At 52.0% G+C, this 24,768-nt stretch carries 24 protein-coding genes; 19 read left to right on the top strand and 5 right to left on the bottom strand.

The window, feature by feature from the left end; translation table 11 throughout:
* Nucleotides 1-2: 2 nt before the first annotated feature.
* The 3 genes from FRIGORI9N_RS10985 to FRIGORI9N_RS10975 are packed head-to-tail and all read right to left on the bottom strand — an operon-like array spanning nucleotide 3 to nucleotide 3,096.
* Nucleotides 3-662, bottom strand: a complete 660-nt coding sequence (locus tag FRIGORI9N_RS10985; RefSeq protein WP_159570791.1) for a DUF305 domain-containing protein — start codon at nucleotides 660-662, stop codon at nucleotides 3-5.
* 59 nt (nucleotides 663-721) lie between these two features.
* The gene (locus FRIGORI9N_RS10980; protein ID WP_159570789.1) at nucleotides 722-1,762 is read right to left on the bottom strand and encodes a nitronate monooxygenase family protein; all 1,041 of its coding nucleotides are present in this window, start codon (nucleotides 1,760-1,762) and stop codon (nucleotides 722-724) included.
* 14 nt (nucleotides 1,763-1,776) lie between these two features.
* Nucleotides 1,777-3,096 carry an MFS transporter gene (locus tag FRIGORI9N_RS10975; protein ID WP_159570787.1) on the bottom strand — a complete coding sequence of 440 codons (1,320 nt, stop codon included), beginning with the start codon at nucleotides 3,094-3,096 and terminating at the stop codon, nucleotides 1,777-1,779.
* A 156-nt stretch (nucleotides 3,097-3,252) separates the two neighbouring features.
* Here FRIGORI9N_RS10975 and cyoA point away from each other — a divergent pair, with 156 nt between their 5' ends.
* From cyoA to FRIGORI9N_RS10940, 7 genes are read left to right on the top strand one after another with little or no spacing between them, the layout of a single operon-like run.
* The gene (gene cyoA / locus FRIGORI9N_RS10970) at nucleotides 3,253-4,293 is read left to right on the top strand and encodes a ubiquinol oxidase subunit II (RefSeq protein ID WP_159570784.1); all 1,041 of its coding nucleotides are present in this window, start codon (nucleotides 3,253-3,255) and stop codon (nucleotides 4,291-4,293) included.
* Complete coding sequence (cyoB, locus tag FRIGORI9N_RS10965) at nucleotides 4,274-6,277, top strand: cytochrome o ubiquinol oxidase subunit I (RefSeq protein WP_159570781.1); 2,004 nt, start codon at nucleotides 4,274-4,276, stop codon at nucleotides 6,275-6,277. The genes cyoA and cyoB overlap by 20 nt, the downstream gene beginning before the upstream one ends.
* The gene (gene cyoC / locus FRIGORI9N_RS10960) at nucleotides 6,270-6,905 is read left to right on the top strand and encodes a cytochrome o ubiquinol oxidase subunit III (protein WP_159570778.1); all 636 of its coding nucleotides are present in this window, start codon (nucleotides 6,270-6,272) and stop codon (nucleotides 6,903-6,905) included. Before cyoB ends, cyoC begins: the two co-directional genes overlap by 8 nt.
* The gene (cyoD, locus tag FRIGORI9N_RS10955; protein ID WP_159570775.1) at nucleotides 6,902-7,303 is read left to right on the top strand and encodes a cytochrome o ubiquinol oxidase subunit IV; all 402 of its coding nucleotides are present in this window, start codon (nucleotides 6,902-6,904) and stop codon (nucleotides 7,301-7,303) included. Before cyoC ends, cyoD begins: the two co-directional genes overlap by 4 nt.
* Nucleotides 7,300-8,034 (top strand): SURF1 family protein, encoded by a 735-nt coding sequence (locus FRIGORI9N_RS10950; RefSeq protein ID WP_159570772.1) that lies wholly within the window; start codon nucleotides 7,300-7,302, stop codon nucleotides 8,032-8,034. The genes cyoD and FRIGORI9N_RS10950 overlap by 4 nt, the downstream gene beginning before the upstream one ends.
* Nucleotides 8,035-8,087: 53 nt before the next feature.
* Nucleotides 8,088-9,419, top strand: coding sequence for an ATP-binding protein (locus FRIGORI9N_RS10945; protein ID WP_159570769.1), 1,332 nt, complete (start codon nucleotides 8,088-8,090; stop codon nucleotides 9,417-9,419).
* A gap of 2 nt (nucleotides 9,420-9,421) precedes the next feature.
* A complete protein-coding gene (locus FRIGORI9N_RS10940) occupies nucleotides 9,422-9,970 on the top strand; it encodes a response regulator transcription factor (RefSeq protein WP_159570766.1) in 549 nt (182 codons plus the stop codon).
* A 24-nt stretch (nucleotides 9,971-9,994) separates the two neighbouring features.
* Here the strand turns inward: FRIGORI9N_RS10940 and FRIGORI9N_RS10935 are convergent, their stop codons facing one another.
* Nucleotides 9,995-10,477, bottom strand: a complete 483-nt coding sequence (locus FRIGORI9N_RS10935; RefSeq protein ID WP_159570764.1) for a DUF1178 family protein — start codon at nucleotides 10,475-10,477, stop codon at nucleotides 9,995-9,997.
* Between the two features lie 116 nt (nucleotides 10,478-10,593).
* On the opposite strand from FRIGORI9N_RS10935, the gene FRIGORI9N_RS10930 reads away from it, so the two are divergent.
* The 9 genes from FRIGORI9N_RS10930 (at nucleotide 10,594) to FRIGORI9N_RS10890 (ending at nucleotide 18,088) form a co-directional block, all read left to right on the top strand.
* Nucleotides 10,594-10,959 (top strand): hypothetical protein, encoded by a 366-nt coding sequence (locus FRIGORI9N_RS10930; RefSeq protein ID WP_159570761.1) that lies wholly within the window; start codon nucleotides 10,594-10,596, stop codon nucleotides 10,957-10,959.
* Between the two features lie 120 nt (nucleotides 10,960-11,079).
* The gene (soxC, locus tag FRIGORI9N_RS10925; protein WP_236550872.1) at nucleotides 11,080-12,444 is read left to right on the top strand and encodes a sulfite dehydrogenase; all 1,365 of its coding nucleotides are present in this window, start codon (nucleotides 11,080-11,082) and stop codon (nucleotides 12,442-12,444) included.
* Between the two features lie 3 nt (nucleotides 12,445-12,447).
* Nucleotides 12,448-13,470, top strand: coding sequence for a c-type cytochrome (locus FRIGORI9N_RS10920; RefSeq protein ID WP_159570755.1), 1,023 nt, complete (start codon nucleotides 12,448-12,450; stop codon nucleotides 13,468-13,470).
* A 29-nt stretch (nucleotides 13,471-13,499) separates the two neighbouring features.
* Nucleotides 13,500-13,973 carry a thiosulfate oxidation carrier protein SoxY gene (soxY, locus tag FRIGORI9N_RS10915; protein WP_159570753.1) on the top strand — a complete coding sequence of 158 codons (474 nt, stop codon included), beginning with the start codon at nucleotides 13,500-13,502 and terminating at the stop codon, nucleotides 13,971-13,973.
* Nucleotides 13,974-13,994: 21 nt separating this feature from the next.
* On the top strand, nucleotides 13,995-14,306 hold the full coding sequence (gene soxZ / locus FRIGORI9N_RS10910) for a thiosulfate oxidation carrier complex protein SoxZ (protein WP_159570750.1): 312 nt from the start codon (nucleotides 13,995-13,997) through the stop codon (nucleotides 14,304-14,306).
* 37 nt (nucleotides 14,307-14,343) lie between these two features.
* Complete coding sequence (soxA, locus tag FRIGORI9N_RS10905) at nucleotides 14,344-15,180, top strand: sulfur oxidation c-type cytochrome SoxA (RefSeq protein ID WP_201301477.1); 837 nt, start codon at nucleotides 14,344-14,346, stop codon at nucleotides 15,178-15,180.
* Nucleotides 15,181-15,197: 17 nt separating this feature from the next.
* On the top strand, nucleotides 15,198-15,839 hold the full coding sequence (gene soxX / locus FRIGORI9N_RS10900; RefSeq protein ID WP_159570747.1) for a sulfur oxidation c-type cytochrome SoxX: 642 nt from the start codon (nucleotides 15,198-15,200) through the stop codon (nucleotides 15,837-15,839).
* Between the two features lie 78 nt (nucleotides 15,840-15,917).
* Nucleotides 15,918-17,639 (top strand): thiosulfohydrolase SoxB, encoded by a 1,722-nt coding sequence (gene soxB, locus FRIGORI9N_RS10895; RefSeq protein WP_201301494.1) that lies wholly within the window; start codon nucleotides 15,918-15,920, stop codon nucleotides 17,637-17,639.
* Nucleotides 17,640-17,644: 5 nt separating this feature from the next.
* Entirely contained in the window at nucleotides 17,645-18,088 is a 444-nt protein-coding gene (locus FRIGORI9N_RS10890) for a thioredoxin fold domain-containing protein (RefSeq protein WP_159570741.1), read from the top strand.
* Between the two features lie 9 nt (nucleotides 18,089-18,097).
* Here FRIGORI9N_RS10890 and FRIGORI9N_RS10885 read toward each other — a convergent pair whose 3' ends face one another.
* The gene (locus tag FRIGORI9N_RS10885; RefSeq protein ID WP_159570738.1) at nucleotides 18,098-19,495 is read right to left on the bottom strand and encodes a response regulator; all 1,398 of its coding nucleotides are present in this window, start codon (nucleotides 19,493-19,495) and stop codon (nucleotides 18,098-18,100) included.
* A gap of 260 nt (nucleotides 19,496-19,755) precedes the next feature.
* Here FRIGORI9N_RS10885 and FRIGORI9N_RS10880 point away from each other — a divergent pair, with 260 nt between their 5' ends.
* From FRIGORI9N_RS10880 to FRIGORI9N_RS10870, 3 genes are all read left to right on the top strand, one after another.
* The gene (locus FRIGORI9N_RS10880; protein WP_159570735.1) at nucleotides 19,756-20,784 is read left to right on the top strand and encodes a hypothetical protein; all 1,029 of its coding nucleotides are present in this window, start codon (nucleotides 19,756-19,758) and stop codon (nucleotides 20,782-20,784) included.
* Nucleotides 20,785-20,867: 83 nt separating this feature from the next.
* The gene (locus FRIGORI9N_RS10875; RefSeq protein ID WP_236550871.1) at nucleotides 20,868-21,908 is read left to right on the top strand and encodes a putative solute-binding protein; all 1,041 of its coding nucleotides are present in this window, start codon (nucleotides 20,868-20,870) and stop codon (nucleotides 21,906-21,908) included.
* Between the two features lie 131 nt (nucleotides 21,909-22,039).
* Nucleotides 22,040-24,757 (top strand): TRAP transporter large permease subunit, encoded by a 2,718-nt coding sequence (locus FRIGORI9N_RS10870; RefSeq protein WP_159570732.1) that lies wholly within the window; start codon nucleotides 22,040-22,042, stop codon nucleotides 24,755-24,757.
* Nucleotides 24,758-24,768 lie beyond the last annotated feature (11 nt).

Here is a 24,768-nt window from a genome sequence, read left to right as displayed (position 1 = left end):
TTTCAGGAATTTTTGATTTGTTGTAATTTCAATTGGATCCAGCCAATCTCCATGCCTTGGTCGCGGATCATGCTGCTGGCCAGGGCTTTAACCAGGCTGGACTGGCCGTTTCGGTTTGCAAACCAGGCCATGGGAATGGCTGCACGGTGGTGGGCCAGCATCAGCTCAAGAAAAAGAACTTCTTTCTCTGAACCCTTGGCATTTTTGAGTTGTTCCAGTTGCTCCGGTGTGGCAATGCCAGCCATGGCGCCACCGTCGGCTTTGCATTGGGCCTGGTACAACTGGTCATCCAGATGGCGCACATGGCTTGCGTTTTCCACCCAAGCCATGGGCTGACCTGCCAACATCACGGGTTCATTCCAGGCTGTGAGCCAACCTTCCATCACGCCCATTTCCCGCGTCTGTTTCATGATGATGGACTGAGCCAAGGCTTGAATTTCAGGAGACGCCTCGCTGCGCATCATCATCGACATTTGAATGGCCTGGGCATGGTGCAACAGCATGCTGCGTGCAAAGCCCGAGTCAATGGCGCTGACAGTGCTGGCTGGTTTACTTGTGGTTTTGTAAGTGAAGATACCCGCGACAAGCGCCAGAACGAGAAGCGCGCATAGCGCAATAAGCACGTTTTTTCGGCGTGAGGCGGGGTTTGTTGGGTGTTGCATGTCTCGTGAAGTTGTTGTGATGTTTATACCACTTCTACTTCAAAAAACCTCTATTGGATTCAGTCCTTTACGGGCAAAAGAGTACTGACAAGGCGGCGCGTTGTCTCGGCTGCAGCCGTTGCAGTGCATTCACTGGCGTTTTGGCCCGCCCACAATGGCGAAAAGTCACCAGAGCCCATGCTTTCCGCCTTGGCTCGCAAGGGGGCAATGCCGGGTGTGGCCAATGGAAATTCGGGAGGCGATTCAGACAAAGCCCCCAATTCGCGAATGACACGGTTCACAATGCCGCGCGCTGGCCGACCGCTGAACAAGTTCGTCAGCGCCGTGTGGCGGGCCGCTTCACTTTGCAGGGCCTTGCGATGAATGGCGCTGGTGCTGCATTCTGGCGCAAGCAGGTAGGCTGTACCCACTTGCACTGCACTGGCACCCAGAGCCATTGCAGCTGCCACACCTTGTGGATTGGCAATTCCACCTGCTGCAATCACCGGTACTTGAACTGCTTTAACCACTTGGGGCAGCAGGGCGAACGTACCCATTTGCAAGTTCAAATCATGATTCAAAAAATGCCCGCGGTGCCCGCCAGCTTCCAGCCCCTGCGCAATGATGAAATCGCAGCCATTGGCCTGCAACCAAATTGCTTCGTCAACCGTGGTGGCCGACGAAATAATTTGCGCACCCATGGCCTTCACGCGTTTCAGCAATTCCGGTTTTGGCAAGCCAAAATGAAAACTAACAATGGGCGGTTTGAATTCTTCAAGCAGTTCGGCTGACTCGGCATTGAAAGGCGTACGCCCTTGGCCACTTGGGAATTCATCAATATTCAAGCCAAATTCACGGTAATAAGGCGCAAGGGTGTTTTTCCATTTCAAATTGCGTGCTGCGTTAATTTCCGGTGGCGTGTGGGCGAAAAAATTGACGTTGTAAGGCTGGTCTGTACCAGCACGAATTGCCAGTAGTTCAGCACGAAGTTGTTCGGCCGAGAGCATGGCGCAGGGCAGGGAGCCCAGGCCACCAGCATTGCTGACTGCAATGCACAAGGCACTGGTTTGAACACCCGCCATGGGTGCCTGCACAATTGGGTATTTCGTGTTGAAAATCATATAAAACTTCAGGGTTAGTCTTTCAGCTCAAGTGCACGGTTCAGGCTCAGCGCGGCAAGTGAACCCACTGCACCCGAAAGCAGATACAAGCTTACGTATTCCAGGCCAAAGTGAGCGGCCAGACCCAAGGCCACCAGCGGCGCAAAGCCTGCGCCCACCAGCCAGGCCAAATCAGATGTAAGTGCCGCACCCATGTAACGATACTTTGCCTTGAAGTTGGCGGTTACCGCACCAGCGGCTTGCCCATAAGAAAGACCCAACAACACAAAGCCGATCAAGATGAATGCATTTTGACCACTGTAGCCACCATCCATCATGTGGGGTACAAAAAAGCTGAACAAGGCGATCAAAATGGCCAGAAAGCCCAATGTATTGCGGCGCCCCAGCTTGTCGGCAATCACACCACTCAACACGACTGAACCTGCGGCTAACACGGCACCTGCAATTTGAATCAACAAAAATTCGGAAATGGAGCGCTCGGAGTGCAGCGCAATCCACGAGAGCGGAAATACGGTAACCACGTGGAACAGGGCATAGCTGGCCAAGGCAGCCAACGCACCCACCAAAATATTATGGCCTTGCGAGCCCACAATTTCGGTCACTTTGACGGGTTGAAGTTCGCGTTCTTCCAGCAGGCGTGCGTACTCACTGGTGGCCACCAAGCGAAGGCGTGCAAACAAGGCCACTACGTTGATGGCAAATGCCACGTAAAAGGGATAACGCCAACCCCAATCCAGAAAGTCAGCGTTGGACAAGGCAGACAACAAATAGGCAAACAAACCAGCGGCCACAATAAAGCCAATGGGCGCGCCCAACTGGCCCAACATGGCGTACCAGCCACGTTTGTTTTCAGGTGCGTTCAACGCCAGCAAGGAAGGCAGGCCATCCCAGGAGCCGCCAAAAGCCAAGCCTTGACCGATCCGGAGCACCGCCAATAACACGATGGCTGCTGCGCCCAACGACGCATAACTGGGCAGGAAGGCGATACCTGCCGTAGAAATACCCAGCATGAACAAGGCCACTGTCAGTTTGGTTTCACGCCCAAACTTTTGCTGCACCATCATGAGCGCCACTGTGCCGAATGGGCGGGCTATGAAGGCGAACGAGAAAATCAGGAAGGAATACAGAGTGCCAGTGAGCGGGTCTTCAAAAGGGAAGAACACTGCAGGAAATACCAACACCGACGCAATTGCGTAGACGAAAAAATCGAAATATTCAGACGCGCGCCCGATCACAACCCCAATTGCAATTTCGCCGGGTGTGACGTTGCTGTTGCTGCCGTGGTGGCCCGGTGTGACGCCTTGTTCCGCGTGAACTGTACTTGTGCCGGACATTTGAAGCTCTCCTCGAATCTTTGCTTGCAACAATATTATTTTTATTTTCAATGGCTTGAAAGTGAAATCTGCTGGCTGGGACAATATGTCCAATGCCCAGCAGCACCCCATGTCAGTAAATTAGCATGAAATCATTTCCTAACTGTGCTGGGTCTTATGTTCAAGCCACTGAAACGTAGTCTTTTGTTGCTGGTGCCATTGTTCCTGCTTGCAGGGTGTAACACCATCGTGATGAATCCCAAAGGGGATATCGCTTCGCAACAGGCCGATTTGATCGTGCTGTCCACGGTGTTGATGCTGATCATCATTGTGCCGGTCATTTTTCTTACCTGCTTCTTCGCGTGGAAGTATCGCAAGGCCAATACCCAGGCCGAGTACGATCCTGAATGGGACCACTCCACGAAGCTTGAGTTGGTCATTTGGGGCGCACCGCTGCTGATCATTATTATTTTGGGTTTGGTCACCTGGGTAAGCACCCACAAACTTGACCCCTATCGCCCACTGGACCGGATCGATGCAAGCACACCGTTGCCTGCTGATCACGAACCACTGGTGGTGCAAGTCACTTCGCTGGATTGGAAGTGGCTGTTCATTTATCCCGAGCAGGGCATTGCCACCGTGAATGAACTTGTAACGCCCGCCAATGTGCCTGTGCGTTTCAAGATCACTTCAAGCACTGTAATGAATTCTTTCTACATTCCGGCACTGGCTGGTCAAATTTATTCCATGCCCGGCATGGAAACCACGCTGAACGCCGTAATCAACGAGCAGGGCGAGTGGGAAGGTTTCTCGGCCAACTACAGTGGCGCTGGTTTTTCCCACATGCGTTTTAAATATCGCGGCGTGAGCGAGGGCGAGTTTGATCAATGGGTAGCCCAGGTCAAATCTGCGGGACAAACACTAGACCGTGCAGAGTACATCGATCTGGAAAAGCCCACCACCAAGCATCCGGTGGAGTACTACGGCAATGTGGAACAAAACCTGTTTCATGCCATCGTCAACCGTTGCGTGGTCGAGGGCACAGTGTGTATGGACACACAGATGATGGCGGATTCCATGCGCAACCGCACCAATCTGTCTGCCGACGAACTGGCAATTCTGATCAACGAAGCCATGTGCACAATTGCACCCAACGCTGACGCGCTTCCACTCATTACTTCATCCAAGAAGAACGGCTATGACTCAGTATCCAATTGAAACAAGCCCGATATTCGGGCGGCTAACACTCAACGCGATTCCATACTACGACCCCATCATCATGGGTACGCTGGCCGTGGCAATGGCGCTGGGTATCGTGATTCTTGCGCTAATTCACAAGCACCGTTTGTGGGGTACTTTGTGGCACGACTGGTTTACCAGTATTGACCACAAGAAGATCGGGATCATGTACATGATCCTGGGCTTGGTCATGATGATGCGCGGCTTTGCAGACGCCATCATGATGCGTGCACAGCAAGCCATTGCCTTTAACGGCAACGAGGGGTTTTTGCCACCACACCATTACGACCAGATTTTCACGGCCCACGGTGTGATCATGATTTTCTTTGTGGCCATGCCCTTGATCACTGGCCTGATGAACTACCTGATTCCGCTGCAAATTGGTGCGCGCGACGTGGCATTTCCCTTCCTGAACAACTTCAGTTTCTGGATGACCGCCATGGGTGCCGCGTTGATTATGGCGTCGCTGTTTGTGGGTGAATTCGCAATGACTGGCTGGCTGGCCTATCCACCGCTGTCCGGTATTTTCCAGAGTCCATATGTTGGGGTTGATTACTACATCTGGGCGCTACAAATTGCGGGGGTCGGAACCTTGCTCTCGGGTGTCAACCTGATCGTGACCATTGTGAAAATGCGTGCCCCCGGCATGAGCCTGATGAAAATGCCGATTTTCACCTGGACCTCCCTGTGTGCAAACGTGTTGATCGTGGCTGCCTTTCCTGTGCTTACCGCAGTATTGGGCATGTTGACCATGGACCGTTATTTGGGCACCAACTTCTTCACGAACGATCTTGGCGGTAACTCCATGATGTACGTGAACCTGATCTGGATTTGGGGCCACCCCGAGGTTTACATTCTGATCCTGCCGTTGTTTGGCGTGTTCTCCGAAGTGGTGTCCACATTCAGCCGCAAGCGCCTGTTTGGTTACAGCTCCATGGTGTACGCCACCGTGGTGATTACGATTCTTTCTTACCTGGTGTGGTTGCACCACTTCTTCACCATGGGCAGTGGGGCCAGCGTGAATGCCTTCTTCGGCATCACGACCATGATTATTTCCATCCCAACGGGTGCGAAAATTTTCAACTGGCTGTTCACCATGTACAAGGGCAAAATCAGTTTCGAGTTGCCCATGATGTGGACCATTGCTTTCATGATCACCTTTGTGATCGGTGGCATGACTGGTGTGTTGCTGGCCGTACCGCCTGCTGACTTTGTCTTGCACAACAGCCTGTTCCTGATTGCGCACTTCCACAACGTGATTATTGGTGGTGTGTTGTTTGGTTTGTTTGCAGCCATTAACTTCTGGGCGCCCAAAGCGCTGGGTGTGAAGCTCAACGAGTTCTGGGGCAAGGTGTCTTTTTGGTTCTGGGTGATTGGTTTCTACTTCGCTTTCATGCCGCTGTACGTGTTGGGCCTGATGGGCGTTACGCGCCGCATGAGCCAGTTTGACGATCCCTCACTGCAAATCTGGTTCCAGATCGCAGCCTTGGGTGCCGGCATGATTGCCGTGGGTATTGCGGCCATGTTGATGCAGTTCTATGCAACTTACCGTGATCGTGCCAAGTTGCGCGACACCACCGGCGATCCCTGGGGTGGCCGTACGCTGGAGTGGGCCACTTCAAGCCCACCTGCAGAGTACAACTTTGCATTCACACCCGTGGTGTACGACACCGACGCCTGGGCCGACATGAAAAAGAATGGCTACAAGCGCCCAAGCAGTGGTTTTGTCGACATTCACATGCCCAAGAACACCGCTGCTGGTTTCATTATTTCAGCAATCAGCGCTGTGATCGGCTTTGCCTTGGTGTGGCACATCTGGTGGCTTGCCGCAGGCGGTGCAGCGGCCCTCTTGGCGGCCGTGATTGCACACACATTCAATTACAAACGCGACTTTTACATCAAGGCCGATGTGGTGGCCAACACGGAAGCCGCGCGCACGAAACTGGAGCAAGCCCATGTCTGACTTAACAATCAATGCAGCCATGAACGAATCCGCTGACCCTAGTGCACGTTATTACGTGAAAGACCACCATCCGAAAAATGGTTCGTCGCTGGGCTTCTGGATTTACCTGATGAGCGACTGCCTGATTTTCGCTTGTCTGTTTGCAACCTATGCGGTGATTGGTCGCAACTACGCCGGTGGCCCCACCGGTGCGGAAATCTTCGACTTGAATCTGGTGGCTCTGAACACAGCATTTTTGTTGCTGAGTTCAATCACCTATGGCGTGGCCATGGTCGGCATGCAAAACCGCAACCAGAAGAAAACCATTCAGTGGCTTGCAATTACTGGCGTACTTGGTCTGGCCTTTTTGGCAGTCGAAATCTACGAGTTCTGGCACTTCATCAGCATTGGCGCCACACCGCAAACCAGTGGCTTTCTAACGGCCTTCTTTGCCTTGGTGGGCACGCACGGTTTGCACGTGTTCTTCGGCATTATCTGGTTGGTGGTGTTGTTGTTCCAGTTGAAAAAACACGGGCTGATTCCTGAAAACCGCCGCCGCGTCATGTGCCTGTCCATGTTCTGGCACTTCCTCGACGTGATCTGGATCGGTGTGTTTACCTTCGTTTATTTGATGGGAGTATTGCCATGAGCGCACATCCACACAATACAAATGACCATCACGATCACCACGATGATGAAGATGAAGTGCATGTCAGCATGCGCGATTACACCATCGGCTTCGTGTTGGCGGTCATTCTCACCGTGATCCCTTTTGCTTTGGTCATGGGTGGTGTATTTGAAAGCTCGACCACCACTGCATTGGTTATTCTGGCTTTGGGTGCTGTTCAAATGGTGGTGCACATGGTTTACTTCCTGCACATGAACAGCAAATCGGAAGGTGGCTGGACCATGCTGGCTTTGATGTTCACCTTGATTATCGTGGTGATCACCTTGGTCGGTTCGATTTGGGTGATGTATCACCTGAACACGAACATGATGCCCGGCATGAATCACGAGGCCATTGAGTCGATTCAACAACTGAAGTGAAAAACAGCTCGACCAATACGGTAAAAAGGCTGCTGGGCTTTGCCCTGGCGGCCTTTTTTTTCCTTGCATTTTGTGCGCTGGGAACCTGGCAGGTTTATCGGCTGGATTACAAGCTTGATCTGATTGAGCGGGTAGACAATCGGGTGCATGCCCAGCCTGTTGATGCACCGGCCAAATCAGAATGGCCCGCGGTTAGCCGGAATACCCACGAATACCTGAACGTGAAAGTGCAGGGCGAATTGCTGCCTGAATACACCACCCGTGTGCAAGCCACCACAGCCTTGGGTGCGGGGCACTGGTTGATGACACCACTGCGCAATTCAGCGGGCAACATTGTCTGGATCAATCGTGGCTACATTCCGGTCAATGAAGCAGATCCCATGACAACGGAAAACACCCAAGGGCAGTTTGAAGTGCGCGGCCTGTTGCGAATCAGCGAAGCGGGCGGGGCGTTTTTAAGAGAGAACGACCCGGCCGGTCAACGTTGGTATTCTCGCGACATTGCGGCGCTGTCTGCCCACCATGGTTTGGAAGGTACCGCGCCTTACTTCATCGATGCTGGAACACCGCGCAACCTGGGCGAAGAAATCACAGGCTTTACCCCGAAATCTTATCCAGTGGATGGATTAACTGTGATCAAGTTTCACAACAGCCATTTGGTGTACGCCTTCACTTGGTATGCTTTGGCCTTGATGGTGGCGGGTGTCACTGTGTGGCTGAATCGAAAGTAGTCCGATCAGGTCAACCCCGTTTTTACAGGTTCAGCAGCAGGATTCACATTTCAATGGCCATTAATTCCGACATTGTTTCCATTCGGCAGGGCGCCAGTGCGTTTGATGAAACAAACGTATTGAATGAAACCGGCCACAAAAACATGTTGCATTTGATTCACCTGCGCTGGCTGGCTGTGGGTGGTCAAATCGCCACAATTCTGGTGGCCACCTGGGGTTTTGGCATTCAGTTGCCGCTGTTCAACATGCTTGCCGTGATGGTGTGCCTGATTGCTTTCAATGTGGGTGGCCACTTGCGTTGGCACGAAGAACGCGTGGTCAGCAATCGTGAATTGTTTTTGGCCATGCTGGTCGATATCGCCAGCCTTACCGCGCAGTTGTACTTCACCGGGGGCATCAACAACCCCTTCGTGTTTCTGTTTTTGCTGCAGGTCATTTTAAGTGCCGTGCTGCTGCGCGCCGAATCCACCTGGCTGGTGGTCGCCATCACCACCCTGTGTCTGGCTTTTCTGTCGGTTGTGAACAAGCCCCTGGTGTGGCCAGCCAACAGCCCATACAAGCTTGCTGATTTGTACGCCATCGGTTTGCTCATTTGCTTTGTGCTTAACGCAGCCTTGCTGGTTATCTTTATTACCCGCATTGGGCGCAATTTGCGCGCTGGCGATGCTGCCCTTGCCAGCTTGCGACAACGTGCCGCCGAGGAAGAGCACATTGTTCGCATGGGCTTGTTGGCCAGTGGTGCAGCCCATGAACTGGGCACGCCATTGGCCACCATGTCGGTTGTGTTGGGTGACTGGAAGCGAATGCCTCAATTTTCAGGCAATGCGGCCATGCTCGAGGAAATCGAAGAAATTGAAGGTCAGCTGCTGCGCTGTAAAAGTATCGTCAGCGGTATTTTGTTGTCGGCTGGCGAAACCCGTGGGGAGTCCTCATCAAAAACCAGTCTGGACAACTTCTTTGAAAGTCTGGTTGAAGAATGGGAAAGTAGTCGCCCGGCCCAGCACTTTGAGTACAACAATTGCATTGATGAAGAGTTCACCGTGGCCTTTGATTCAACGGTGAAACAAATGCTGTTCAACGTACTGGACAATGCACTTGAAGTTTCTCCGAATTGGTTGCGATTTGAGGTGTCCAAAAACCAGGAGCAATTGTTCCTGATTGTTTCAGACCGTGGGCCTGGTTTCCGGGCCGATATTCTTGAACAGGTGGGCACGCCCTACAACTCAAGCAAGGGGCGCCCAGGTGGTGGTTTGGGTCTGTTTTTGGTAATGAATGTGGCGCGCACCTTGGGCGGCACATTGGCAGTCAACAATCGCAAAGAGGGCGGTGCAGAAGTGGTGATTACATTGCCATTAAGCTCACTGGTCTTGCAGGAGAACCAATAGCCATGAGCCAAAGTAGCAGTACGGAAAGGCTTTTGTTGCTGGTCGAAGACGACGAAGCATTTGCCCGCGTGCTCAAGCGTTCATTTGAGCGGCGCGATTACAAAGTGCTTCATGCCAGCAGTCAGGAAGAAATGCAGACAGTGTTGTTGAAACAAACGCCAACGCATGCGGTGGTGGATTTGAAGCTCAGTGGAAACTCATCGGGCTTGAATTGTGTTCAAGCCTTGCATGCGCACAACCCAGCCATGTTGATTGTGGTGTTAACGGGGTTTGCCAGCATTAATACGGCGGTTGAAGCAATCAAGCTGGGCGCTTGTCAGTACTTGGCCAAACCCTCAAATACCGACGACATTGAGGCTGCATTTGGACATGTGGCTGGTAGTGAACCCGTCGAGCTGACCAACCGAACCACCTCGATCAAAAACCTGGAATGGGAGCGTATTCACGAGGTGCTGGTCGAGACAGATTTCAATATTTCTGAAACAGCGCGCAGGTTGGGCATGCACCGCCGAACCCTGGCCCGCAAGCTTGAAAAGCGTAGGGTCAAGTAGCTGGCGGTGGTCGGGTAATCTGTTTTAATTCAACTCTTCTTCGCTGGGCAACACCGGCAGTGCAATGACTTCAATGCCTTCATCGCGCAGTTCGTCGAACTCTTCTGGGCTGGCTTGTCCGCGAATGGCGCGTATGGGCGCTTCCTCGTAATGAATTTTTCGGGCCTCTTCGGCAAAGCGGTCGCCCACATCTTCAGAATGATTAATTAAAGCCTGTATGGCTTGCCGTGCCATGACAAAAGCAGTGGCCACATCCACGGAATTTGGTTTTTGCACAGCGGGTGCCGCAGGTAACTCTTCTGCTTTTTGCCCGGTAACTGCATGTGCATGATCGGCCTTGCTGCCAATATTGATTTTTGAAGGCACTTTACGAATGGCAGATGTGCCACACTCGGGGCAGGTGAGAAGTTTTTGTTCGCGCTGGTTGTCGAAATCCTCGTTGGATCGAAACCAGCCCTCGAAGCGGTGGGAGTACTCACACTCCAGGTCGTAAATAATGATTGCCACAATATTTGAATCTGTCTCTGAATTTGGGTATTTTACAGTGGAATGGTTTGCCTACTGCTGAATTTGAATCTCTTCTAGAATTCGATCAACAACAATCAAGGCCCAAAGAGGTTTGTATGTCCCGAAAAAAGTCACTTGAGCCCCATTTGCGCGGCATTGTTGACTTGGTATCCGCCACACTTGACGAAGGCACCCGGCAAGTTGAGGGTGTTCATCGTCGAATTGCAGACATTCCATTTTCCGTGCTGAAGAAGATTCGCCCAATTGCACCCATTTCATCGGTGGTACACATGGTGGAAAAGAAGATCACCCACTCCGCTTATGACACCGTTCGTTTGGTGGCCAAGGTGGGTGCGCAGGCCGTGCACAATGTTTTGCCCACCGACCCCACCAGCCAGGGCATTTCCAAACCCGATTACAAAATAGACCACGACAGTCTTCGAAAGCAGAAATCTGTGCAGAAGACTAAGAAGAAACCCTAGGTTCAAACTGCTTGCACAAGTCAAATTTAGAGCGTAAATTCTAGATATGATCATATGCGCATATAAGATTTAATAATCAAGTGCGTCGTATGGAAAAACATGCATATCCAGGAGACATTTGTGTCGTTTGACATTTCTTCAGACACCCCGTTGGGTCAAGTTCGACGCGCACCAGAAAACTTTGTAAGCCGCAGTGACATTGCCTTTGTCAATCGTGCCAGTGAAACGGATCGTCGTGGTTTTTTCAAAAAAGCATTCGCAGCAGCTGCCGCGGGAGCGGTGGTGGCAACACCTGCTTTGGCTCGTGCAGCGCAGGGCGACCCAGCCATACTCAACTTGCCTGCACACAGCAAAGGGCTTGGTCAGCCCGTGGCCACCATGCCTTACGGCATGCCCTCACAGTACGAGAAGAATTTGCAACGCCGTGAATCACCGGGCTTGACCCGCGTGGGCGGCTCGTCTGTTTCGTTTTGCCCTTTGCAGGGTTTGTTTGGTGTCATCACACCCTCCGGGCTTCACTTTGAGCGCCATCACCAGGGTTGGTGGGACATCGACCCCACCCAACACCGCTTGATGATCAACGGTTTGGTCAAAAAAGAAATGGTGTTCACAGTCGATGAACTCATGCGCATGGAATCGGTTTCGCGTGTGCATTTCATTGAGTGTGGCGCAAATTCCGGCATGGAATGGGCCAATGTGGCGGTGCCCACCGTGCAGTACACCCATGGCATGTTGAGCTGTTCCGAATTCACGGGTGTGCCCTTGATCAAGGTGTTGGAATACTGCGGCGTGAATTTGAAAAAGGGTCGCTTCATTCTGGCCGAGGGTGCCGATGGTTCATCCATGACCCGCACCATTCCCATGGAGCTGGTTGAAAGCGGCGAGGTGTTGTTGGCTTATGGCCAAAACGGTGAAATGCTGCGGCCTGAAAATGGTTATCCATTGCGTTTGGTGGTGCCCGGGGTTCAAGGCGTAAGCTGGGTCAAATACCTGCGACGCATTGAAGTGGGCGACAAACCTTATGGCACCAAAGACGAAGCCATTCATTACGTTGACTTGATGCCCGATGGCACGCACCGTCAATACACATCGATTCAAGAATGTAAATCAGTGATCACAACGCCATCTGGCGGTCAACAATTACTCAGCCCGGGTTTTTATAACATCACAGGGCTGGCCTGGAGCGGCAGAGGGAAAATTACTGCAGTGGATGTGTCCACCGATGGGGGTAAAAACTGGGAAACTGCCAAACTGCAGGGGCCTGTACATGACAAGTCGCTGACCCGTTTCAACTTGCCTTGGGTTTGGGATGGAAAAAGTGAGGTGTTGCTGCAAAGCAGGGCGGTTGATAGCACCGGTTACGTGCAGCCCAGCTACCGCACGCTTCGCGAGAAGCGTGACAACAAAAGCATTTATCACAACAACGCAATTCAAAGCTGGCGAGTCGATGCCGCTGGTGAAGTGCACAATGTGCATGTGGGGTAAGGCATGAAATTCAAATTTGAATCCCTGCTCGCCCTTTGTGCAACGCTTTTAATCAGCACCCACGCTTTTGGTTTTGAGGGTTTGGGGCGTGTGGCAACGCCCGATGAAGTCAAAGCCTGGGACATCGACGTTCGCCCTGATTTTGTGGGCTTACCCAAAGGCAGTGGCAGTGTCACCAAAGGCATGCAGGTGTGGGAATCGCAATGCGCCTCATGCCACGGCGTGTTTGGCGAAAGCAATGAGGCATTCACGCCCATCGTTGGCGGTACTACAGCCGAAGACATTAAAAAGGGTCGCGTGCAATCGCTGATTGACGGATCCTCTCCCCAACGCACTACCTTGATGAAAGTGCCTACCCTGTCCACCTTGTGGGACTACATCAACCGTGCCATGCCCTGGACCGCACCCAAAAGCCTGAGTACCGAGGAAGTGTATGCGGTGACTGCTTATATTTTGAACATGGGTGGAATCGTGGGTGATGACTTTGTCCTCAGCGACCAAAACATGGCGCAAACTCAAGCCCGACTGCCGAACCGCAACGGCATGCAAACCAATCATGGCATGTGGCTTGCCTCGGGTAAACCCGATGTGAAAGCGCCACGTTGCATGTCAAACTGCAAACCTGACGCGAAAGTCATTTCTTTTTTGCCCGATTACGCACGTGATGCGCATGGCAATTTGAAGGATCAAAATCGTTTGGTTGGCCCGATTCGGGGCGTACTCACTGTGGCGCAGGCAAATGAAAAATCCGCAGGCCTCAAAATGAGCAAGCACTCAGGTGAGTCCCTGTTTAGCGCAAATGGTTGTGTGGCCTGCCACGGCATGGACAGTAAAAAATTGGGGCCGTCTGTTGTGGCAGTGGCCAATAAGTACGCTGACAAAACCGATGCAAAAGCCTATCTTGCGGGTAAAATCAAGGCAGGTAGCAGCGGTGTTTGGGGTGACATGCCCATGCCGGCGCAGTCGCATTTGTCTGAAGAAGATTTGAACGCACTTTCTGACTGGTTTTTGTCCAAGAAGAAGTGATTGATGGAATTTTTAGGAGGAGTTAGTCAATGAACCAAAACAGACGCACCATGCTGAAAGCCTCGTCGGGCCTGACAGTATTGGGCTTGGCAGTTGCCGCCGGATTGATCAAACCCAATGAGGTGTTCGCAGCCGCTGGGTACCCAGAAAAAGCATTTGGTGCCAAGTCTCTGGATGAACTGATGAAAGCCTTGGGCGGCAGTATGCCCACGGAAAGCAAGGAAATTACAGTGATTGCTCCTGACATCGCTGAAAACGGCGCCGTGGTGCCAGTTGGTGCTGACAGCAAGTTAAAAAACACCACAGAAGTAGCCCTGTTGGTTGCCAATAACCCCTCCATGATGTCGGCCCAGTTCATGATTCCCGCTGGCACAGAGGCCAAGGTAAACACGCGCGTAAAAATGGGTAAGTCCAGTGATGTTTATGCGCTCGTCAAGGCCGATGGCAAGTATTACTTTGCCAAAAAAGAGGTCAAAGTAACCCTCGGCGGTTGTGGCGGTTAATTCAAAATTCAGGAGAAAAATATGGGTGATCCAATGAAAATTCGCGCCAAGGCCAACGGCGATGAAGTGGAAGTGAAAGTATTGATGGCGCATGAAATGGAAACTGGCCAGCGCAAAGCCTCCGATGGCAGTTTGGTTCCTGCCTGGTTTATTCAGAACGTGACCGCCAAGTGCAACGACAAGGTGGTTTTGCAGGCCAATTGGGGTCCTGCCGTATCCAAAAATCCCTTCTTGTCCTTCTCTTTCAATGGGGGCAAAGCCGGTGATACAGTGGAAGTGACATGGACTGACAACAAGGGCGACTCCCGAACTGACAAGACCAAAGTGGCGTAATCTCCAATTAATGCATAACCATAAGAAGGGGTGTGAGATGAGGCAAACAGCAAGAACAGCGGTCAAGCTAGCCGCTGTGGCCTTTGTGGGCGCAGGTGCAATGGCGACCTTCACAATGAGCGCACATGCACAAAAAACCACCGAGCAGGGTATTCAGGAATACCGCGACATGCTGGCCGACGGCAATCCTGCCGAGTTGGTCGAGTTGCGCGGCGAAGACATTTGGCAAAAGCCGCAAGGCCCCAAGAATGCATCGCTTGAGCAATGCGATTTGGGCGTAGGCCCCGGCAAGCTGGAAGGGGCAGTGGCGACCATGCCCCGCTTCTTCAGCGACACAGGCAAAGTCATGGACGTGGAATCTCGTCTGGTGCATTGCATGGTGACATTGCAAGGGCGCGATGTTGCTGAAATAACCAAGAAACCTTTCTCAAGTGCGGGTGAAAAACCCACCGAGATGGAGTCTTTGGTTGCTTATGTGTACGCACAATCCCGTGGTGCCATGATCAAGGTTCCACAAGGCCATCCTGAAGAAAAGGCATCCCGCGCACGCGGCGAAAAAATCTTCTTTTACCGTGCAGGCCCTTATGACTTTTCCTGCGCAAGTTGCCACGCAACTGACGACCAGCGCATTCGTTTGCAAGGTCTGCCCAACTTGACCAAACCCGAACCTGCTCAAGCTGCATTTGCTGCTTGGCCAGCGTATCGCGTTTCTCAGGGTGCTGTGCGTTCCATGCAATGGCGCATGTACGACTGTTTCCGGCAGCAACGTTTCCCCGAGTTGAAGTATGGCTCGCAAGCGTCGATCGACCTGATTACCTTCCTGGGCGTGAAAGCCGAGGGCGGTACCATGCAGGCCACATCGCTGAAGCGCTAATAACAAGGAGAACAAACATGCACAGCACAATTAAATATTCGGCCAGTGTTTTGCTCATTGCCCTTTTGGGGGCATGCGCGAACACAGACAGCAAGCCCGTGGTCGCAGAGCCAAGCAATGAGGAAATCACTCAGTTGATGTTGGCCTCGTTCAAAGACAAAGGCCAGGCCAAACTGGATCGGATCAAGCAAACCGAATTGCAGCAAGCCTGTTCACTGGCTGAAACTGCACCGGGAGGTTTGCCCGATACCCAGCGAACTGCGCTGCAAAATGCCGCTTTGGCCTCGGTGAAATATCCAGGCGATGGCAAGTACCTTGGCGACTGGAAAGCCGGTGAAAAAATTGCCCAGACCGGCGTTGGTTTTCAGTTTTCGGACAAAGAAGGTACAGCTGCTGGTGGCAACTGTTACGCCTGTCACCAGTTGGCACCCCAGGAGTTGTCTTATGGAAACATTGGTCCGTCCTTGTATCAGTATGGCAAGTTGCGGGGCAACTCGGATGCCATCATGAAATACACCTGGGCGAAAATCTGGAATTCACATGCTTACAACGCATGTTCCAACATGCCTCGTTTTGGCGCGGAAGGCATTTTGACGGAAGATCAGTTGAAAGACGTGATGGCCTTGTTGATGGCAACCGATTCGCCGGTCAACAAGTAAACACAAATTGTTCCGATCACCTGTGCTTGAAAAAAGTGCAGGTGCTAACTCTCTGAAAAGCGAAATTATTCAATGCAGATGAATCGACGCGAATTCATGGGCATGCTCGCGGCCGCCTCGGCGGCGGGCATGGCGATCAACTCACCGCATGTACTGGCCGGTGGTCACGGTGAAAAGCTGTATGACCTGAAACCATTTGGCAATGCCAGCCTGTTGCACATGACCGACTGCCATGCGCAACTGGTGCCCATTTATTTCCGCGAACCGAATGTGAATTTGGGTGTGGCCGATGCCTTTGGCAAAGCCCCACACCTTGTGGGCGAGTCATTGCTCAAGGCATTCAATATCAAGCCGGGTTCCGCACAAGCGCACGCGTTCACTTATCTGAATTTTGAAGAAGCCGCCAAGCATTATGGCAAGGTGGGTGGCTTTGCGCATTTGTCTACCTTGGTGAAAATGATGAAGGCCAACCGGCCTGGCGCTTTGTTGCTGGACGGCGGCGACACCTGGCAAGGCTCGGCCACCAGTTTGTGGACCAATGCGCAAGACATGGTTGATGCTGCAAAAATGCTGGGCGTCGATGTCATGACCCTGCACTGGGAATGCACCTATGGCTCAGACCGAATTCTTGAAGTGGCCGAGAAAGATTTCAAAGGCAAAATCGACATTGTTGCCCAAAACATTAAAACCACTGATTTTGGTGATCCGGTTTTTCCAAGCCATGTGATGAAAACCATCAATGGGGCCAAGGTTGCAATCATCGGGCAAGCCTTTCCGTATAGCCCAATTGCCAATCCGCGTTACTTCGTCAAAGACTGGTCCTACGGCATTCAGGAAGAAAGCATGCAGGAAGTGGTCAACGAAGTGCGGGCAAAAGGCGCGCAAGCGGTGGTGCTGCTTTCTCACAATGGCATGGATGTTGACCTGAAACTGGCCAGCCGCGTGACCGGGATCGATTTCATTTTGGGTGGCCACACGCACGACGGTGTGCCCAACGCCATTCCCGTGAAAAACTCTTCTGGCACAACCTATGTCACCAATGCAGGCAGCAACAGCAAGTTTTTGGGCGTGCTTGACATGGACATTCGTGGCGGCAAATTGCGCGATTTCAAATACCGCCTCTTGCCAGTGTTCTCGAACATGCTGCCCGCCGACCCCGCGATGGAAACCTTTGTGACCAACGTGCGCAAACCCTACATTGAAAAGCTGAGCGAACCCTTGGCAGTCAGTGAAGGTTTGCTGTATCGCCGTGGCAACTTCAATGGCAGTTGGGATCAATTGATTGTTGATGCACTGATGGAAGTGAAGGGCGCTGAAATTGCTTTTTCTCCAGGCTTTCGCTGGGGCACCAGCCTGCTGCCAGGTCAAACCATCACGCGTGAACACCTGATGGACCAAACAGCGATTACCTATCCAAATACTACTTTGGTCGACATGAAAGGCGAGTTCATCAAAACTGTGCTGGAAGACGTGTGCGACAACTTGTTCAACCCGGACCCTTATTATCAGCAGGGCGGCGACATGGTGCGTGTGGGTGGTTTGACTTACACCTGCAATCCCAACGGGGAAGCAGGCCAGCGCATTTCCGATATGCGTTTGAACGGTAAACCCATTGAGGCGTCAAAAGCATACAAGGTGGCGGGCTGGGCTCCGGTGGCCGAAGAGGCTCGCAACAATGGTGAACCGCCAATTTGGGATGTGGTTGAAACCTATTTGAAAGCCAAAAAAACCATTGCCACCAAAGTGCCTTACACACCAAAACTGATTGGAATGAACGACAACCCGGGATATGTGGTCTGAATTGCATGAAAGCAATCTGGGTGTTTCTTGTGTTGGTCTGGCTCTCGCCTGCACACAGTGCAGGTGGAGAAGCACTTTCTTTTCCGGTTAATCTTCAACAACAGCAAGTGCCAGCTGTTGTTGTGCTGTTTTCCTTGCCGGATTGTGCTTACTGCGAAAAGGTCCGGCAGCAGTCATTACGCCATGTCAGCACCGATCCGGATTACAAGGGCAAGGTGGCTGTTTACGAAATCGATTTTTCAGACAGCAAGCGCAGTTTTATCTGGTTTGATGGAAATCGATACACCGGAAAATCTCTGGCCAGTCCGCTGAATGTGAAGTTTTCGCCCACGGTCATGGTGTTCAATGCAAAAGGTGCTGTGGCGGGCAAACCCTTGTTGGGTGCCAGTTTACCCGAGTTTTATGGCGCTTATCTGGACCAGTTGATCAAGGCCGCATGGGCCTTGTAGACCGTAAATTCAGTCGTTGGCAGTACTCTGGCTGCCCTTGAAGTCCGATATGGCAGTTCGAATTCTGTCCAGCATGGCTTTGGACGGTTTGTGCTTGGTGATCTGGCTGGCCAGTTCATAGCCTTTGGTGTCCATACTCACTGCGAAACACAATTCCAGCAGACTGGTTAAGGTTTCTGGCTCAAGCTTGGGCAACGCTTCTGTGTTGTCTTCGAAAAACGAAAGCAGTTTGTCACTTGCCTTCTCCCCGCGCCCATCGGCAATGTCTTTTTGAATCGCCATCATGGCACGCGCCAAATCAAGTTCAGTGGAATTCACCGTGCTGCGCATTTTTGCGGTCAGCTTCTCGGCTTCTTCATGTCGACCTTCCTGCACGTAAATTTTCGACAACTGAAGGTAGTCGTGTATTTGCGAAAGTGAGGTGTTTCGGGATCGATCAATTACTTTCGTCAGGTAGTTTTTCGAGCGCGTATTGTCACCAATGCGAACAGCGAGATCAGCAAGTTTGCGCAGGCGGGTCGTCGATGACAGTGCCTTCGCTCCCATTTTTTCAAGAATATCCAGGGCATCGGCCGGGCGGTTCTGCTCCCAAAGCACGTCGGCAAACAAGTCGCTGGCGGCCAGGTACTCCGGGTTTGTTTTTACCACCTCAGTGAGCAGGTCATTGGCTTGCTCAAACTGTTTTTTCTCAAGGTTGACCTTGGCCAGCAACAGTTGCATCCATGGTTTTGGCGCCTTCTCAATCTTTGCCTGCAATTCCTGTTCGGTTTTTTCGTATTCCGCCAATCTGTAGAACGATTCAATACGCATGCGTTCGAGTTCATTCAAATACTGCGGAAATTTTGATTCCAGATCTTCGCAAATGGCAGGCACTTCTTGAAACCGTTCTTCAAACATTGAACGGTACGCATCGGCCAATCGAATTTTTCGGTTGAATACTCGAACAACACGGTCTGAAAGCGTAGAGGCCGTGAAAGGTTTGATCAGGTAATCGTCGGGTTCGAATTCAGCCACTGCCACCACATTGCCGTAGCTCCGCTCGCCAGTCACCATCATGAAAGCGGTTGACCACGCCAGTTTTTTGTTCACTCGCAGGTCTTCCAGCAGTTGTTGACCATTGCGGTCGCCTTCCAGCTGATATTCGCACACAATCAGCGCGAACTCGCGAGAACTCAAGTGCTGTTCAACTTCGGAAACCGAACTGGCGAAAATGACCGCTTTTGCACCCAGTTGAGAAAGTTGCTCCTGAAGCGCACGCCGCGTGGCCAAGGCTGAGTCCACCACCAGCGCAGTTTTGCCCTTCAGTGGTGTCATGTCCTTTACGGCCTGCTTCATCCGGTCAGGTTTATCGGTGCTGTTCCTCGCAACCGTATCAGAGTTGTCTGCCGGTAGATCGATCTGCGTCATGAATTTCGAAAGGCAACAAATGAAGATACTTTATTCTCCACGCTTTTTAACAGTTCGTTGCCTTCAATTGGGGGGTGTTTAGGCATCTGTCTTCAAATTTGGCGCCTCAAATAGAATAACGCTTCTATTAACAACTGTTTACTTTCACTTGGATGGGTGAATATTTCATGGTTTAATAACGTGCGCAAATCTTGTTACTCAAAGGTCAAATCCAAATATTGACTAGACAAGGTATAAAAGAAAAATCAACGGAGACATCAATGATCAGAGCTGGCGTATGGCGTATTTTGGCCATTTCGGGAGTAGTTGCATTTGCGGCAGGTTGCGCAAGCGTCGAAAGAGGGGCTACAAACCTCGCGATCAACCTGATTGAACGCAGAATTATTCCGCCTCAGCTTGAAATTGACGATGTCGACATGGCCTGTCGCTTTGCCACAGGCAACTTTCCCCTGATTTCTGGCGGCACCCGCGCCTTTGGTGGCGATCCCCAACTGCTCGAATCTCTTTTGCTGGTCTCGTCTGCCGCGTGCTCTGAGCAGCGTGCTGTGGAAGAAGAACTGCGTTACCTGCGCGCTTCCAAGCAAAACAATATTGTAGAAGCGCAAGACGCGCGTATTGGCCAGAAACGTTTGCTGGAAATTACCGCACGTCGCCAGTTGCGCGCATTTGAAGCCATGCGCAACAAGCTGGAAGACAAATACAACTTCGAATATGGTGAAGGTTGCCCCGAGTTCGAACGTGATTTTGATGAACTGACTTACCTGTTGGGCACCGTTGCTGGTTTGCAAGCTGTGGTGAACGACATTGCTTCCCAGCAAATGGTGGGTGTGCCCACCGACATCGCGCCAAAATCCGAACGTGCGCTCACTTGTATTTCCAATGCCAAGTGGTGGGGCGCGCCAAATGCCGCCCGCGCCGTGGTCTGGAGTATTTTGCCAGGTGCCTCTGAAGGCAAAGACGTATGGGGAACATTCCGCTTGTCCATGTTGATTGGCGAGCGCCAAGGTGTGCGTCTTTCTCACGTGATGTACGGCTTGTCCGCACTGGCCGTGGGTGATACCCCCCGTTTCCGCGACGCAACCAAGCGTTTTGCAAACGTGAAAGACTTCAAGTCAAGCCAACAATACGCGTTGGTCGACAGCTTGGCTGGTGCGGTCATGCTGAATCTTTCAGACCGTTACTGGACAGAAAACGTGGGCACCCGTACCCCCGTGAACAGCATGGGTAAATATTGGGATGAAGAAGCCGCGATGCCAGCAGGCATGAACGTGGACGACTTGTTGAACTAAGTTTTTGCTCACAGCAGACCTGGGTTAGATTCTCTAGCAAAAAATCCCGGGTTCGCAAAAACACAATTTTGGGAGACCAGACAATGAAGTTGAAAATCAAAGCAATCACCGCCGGCTTGGGCTTGGCCTTGATGGCATCCGCATCACCGGCCTTGGCCAAACAGAAAGTTTGTGTATTCGACATTCTGGGCGCAGGCGGCGACGTATTTAACCTGAGCAAAGACTACGTGTTGGCAGCCAAAGGTTTCGGTGCCGACCTGGAACTGGAAGCGTTTACTGACGAGAAAATCGCCTCTGAGAACTTCAAAACAGGCCAGTGCGACATGTTGGTAGCAACCTCATTCCGCACACGTGCCTACAACTCGGTTGCCGGTTCAATCGACGCATTGGGCGCGGCGTCCGTGGTGAAAGACGGCAAAGTGGACATGGGACTAAGCTACGAAGTGGTCAAGCGCACCATTCAACTGTTCGCAACTGAAAAAGCAGATGCGTTGATGACTCAGGGCAACTATCAAGTAGCCGGTATCATTCCTTTCGGCGCTGCGTACCTGTATGTAAAAAGCCGTGACATCAACTCAGTTGAAAAGCTGGCCGGCAAGAAGATCGCCTCGTTTGACTACGACTCTGCCCAAAAGGAAATGATTTCCAAGGTAGGTGCATCTCCTGTTTCAGCCGATATTTCCAACTTCGGCGCCAAATTCAACAATGGTTCTGTCGACATTATTGCTGCGCCCGCCGCCGCTTATAAACCGCTTGAGCTTTACAAAGGCTTGGGCAGCGCAGGTGCAATTGTTCGCTTCCCGGTGGCTGTTTTGACCTACCAGGTCATCGTGAACAAGAGCAAGTTCCCAGAGGGTTTTGCCCAGAAATCTCGCGACTACTGGTTCAAGAAATTCCCTGCAGGCATGCAAATCATTACCAATGCTGAGAAGGGTATCCCCAACGCAGCGTGGATGGACATTCCTGCTGCCGACTCTGTGAAATACACTATTTTGCTGCGTGAATCACGCGTGGCGTTGGCCAAGAGCGGTTCATACGATCCCAAGGCCTTGAATATCATGAAGCAGATTCGTTGTAGCGTGAACCGCGCGGACTCCGAGTGCGCAACAAAGACTGAGCTGTAATCGATCCAGGGCGGGGCTTATTCCCGCCTGTTTGCCTTTGCAGTAATGGGGGCTTGCCGTTGCCCCCTTTTTATTACTTTTATTCGCTATTTGATCAGCCAACTCAAAGTTGGCGCTGATAAGGATCCGTTATGCAGAGTTCCGCCGGCAAGAAATGGATGGGTCGCACACCGTCCGAGTGGTTATCCAGCCTACCGATTTTCTCCCTGTTGTTACTCACCCTGATTATTGGTACGGGTGAAATGGTGCACGGTCAGCTCTTGCGGCTAGGCGAGCGCATGTTCGGCGATCCTGAAAATCAGGTTCAATACTTTTTGCTGCGTGCAGATCCTTCAGCACCCACCTGCGAAGCCAATCCCGACATTGACGCGCTTGTGACCAAACAGGTCGCCGATGCAGAGAGTGCACCGAAGTCTGATCTGGATTTGTTATTCGGTGATGTCGCTGTTGACCCCAACGAGATTCGAGCTTCTTTGGAAGCCGCCCGTGATCAATGCCGCGAGCGATTTGCTGTATATGAACGGGTGAGCAAAGCCATCACACCCGAAGTCGAGGTGTTTCGAGAAGTTGAAACCGGCTTTTTTGGTATTTTCAAATTCGGTACTGAAAACCGTCCCCTGATTTTGTTGATCATGGTCGCAATTGCTGCCATTTCAACCACCAAGCAGTTCCACCACATCAGTTTGCGTCCACCACGCACCAAGAAAGACTTCCAGGTCTATTCGTTGGCCATGCTGGGTGCAAACCTGTTGATGACCATTTCAGCTACCTACTACCTGAAGCTTCAATACGACTCGGGTGTGGCGGTTGAAAATCCGCTGATCAGTATTGTTGCCATTGCCCTGTTTGCCAGCCTGTCGTTCATCAGTCTGAAAGACGTGCTGAAAATTCCAGCACAGGCTGAAGAGGGCGGAAGCTACGGCATGGGCCTGTTGAGTATCCCGCTGTATGCATTCATGGCCTTGAATGCGGGTATCAACTTTTTCATGGACGACTACATTGCTGGTTTGGCCATTTACTTTGGCCAGATCACCGAGTTGTCGAGCATTTTCCTGAACTTGGCGCTCTATCTGTGGGCCGGTATGTTGCTCAAGCAGACCCGTGTGGTGTCCTTGTTCATGGACATTCTCAAGCCCTGGAAGCTTCCACCTGAAATATTCACCTGGATTGTGTTGCTCGCAGCGGCCATTCCAACCGCCTACACAGGCGCCTCCGGTGTGTTCGTGATCGCCGCCGGTGCGATTGTTTATCGGGAAGTGCTTGCCTCTGGCGCACGTCGTCCATTTGCATTGGCCGCAACAGCCATGTCGGGCTCGCTCGGTGTGGTGCTTCGCCCCTGTTTGCTGATTGTGGTAATTGCCGCATTGAACAAGGAAGTGACCACCAGTGAACTGTATGGCTGGGGTCTGTTCGTATTCATACTGACTTCAACTATCTTCATGTTGATCGCGCTGCTAAAAGCAGAAGGGCGTGTCACTGAACGTGCCAAGGCGAAGGAAGCACTGCCACAATCCCTGCGAGCATTGGTACCCGTATCGCCTTACATTGTGATCGTGATGCTGGTGGTATTTGGTTACGAGTATTTGCTGGACACCAAACTGGATGAGTTCACAGCGCCCGTGATGCTGCCTGTGATCATGCTGTTCGTGATTATTTTCGACAAGCTGCGCGGCGGCCCCACCAAAGTAGGTGGTGATACGCCAGCAGACAAGAAGAAAAACCAGGGTCTGGAAATGGCGGTGCGCAGTGCCACCTCTGAAACCATTGGTCACATTGGTGCCCTGATCATGTTGATGGCCTTGTCTATCAGTGTGGGCGGCATGATTGAACGTTCTGGCTTGATGAGCATTGTTCCTGCCGAAATGGCCAGCATTTGGGGTGCATTGACGCTGTTCATGATCATGATGGTATTCATCGGCATGGTGATGGATCCATTCGGCGCGGTTATTCTTGTGTCGGCCACAGTGGCGCCAATTGCCTACAGCAATGGCATACACCCGGTCCACTTCTGGATGATCGTCATTACAGCGTTCGAGTTGGGTTATCTTTCGCCGCCGGTGGCATTGAACCAACTGCTCACTCGCCAGGTCGTGGGTGAAGCTGAAATGGACAAGGTTGCCGACGAAGTGAAAGGCAAGCCGTTCTACTACAGGTACGAACGTTGGTTGCTGCCCGTGTACACCTTGTTCATTGGTTTGCTGATCGTGACCTATGGTGGTCAAGCCTTGATCAACAATGCCGACAACTTGAAGCCAGTCAGTCATTTCCTGGGACTTGACCAACTTCGCCCGGCAGTACTTGACCAATCGCCCGCACCGGCTGCCGCACCTGCACCCGTTGCAGAACCTGCTGTAGACCCCGCAATTGATCCAGCAGCAGACACCTTGCTGGATCCTACGTTGCCGCCTGCGGACGATTTGTTGGGCGGTGAAATGCCTGCTGCAAGCGACCCCATGGCAGCTGCAGCACCTGTGGCGGTACCCGCTGCACCTGCTGGGCCCAGCCCGGTTCAGCTGCAAATTGAAGTGACAGAAGCAGTGAGCAATTGGGCTGCAGCCTGGAGTGCCCGCGATGTGGAGGGTTACCTCAGCTTTTATTCTGCCAACTTCGAGCTGCCTGGTGCACTAAGCCGTTCACAGTGGGAAAGCCAGCGCCGTGCCCGAATTGCCAACAAGTCGAATATTGAGGTTGACATCAGCAACCTGAATATTCAAATCAATGGCGAAGAAGCCACTGCCGAGTTTGATCAGGCCTACAAAGCTGACAAGTATTCTGACAACGTGCGCAAAACTTTGCGATTGAAGAAAGAAGATGGTCGCTGGAAGATTCTGACTGAGCAAGCCAGCTAATTTATTTGCCG

Source organism: Limnobacter sp. 130 (assembly GCF_902506325.1).
Taxonomy (GTDB): domain Bacteria; phylum Pseudomonadota; class Gammaproteobacteria; order Burkholderiales; family Burkholderiaceae_B; genus Limnobacter.
Note: the sequence above shows the minus strand (reverse complement) of the source record. Positions and strands in the feature narration are given on the sequence as shown.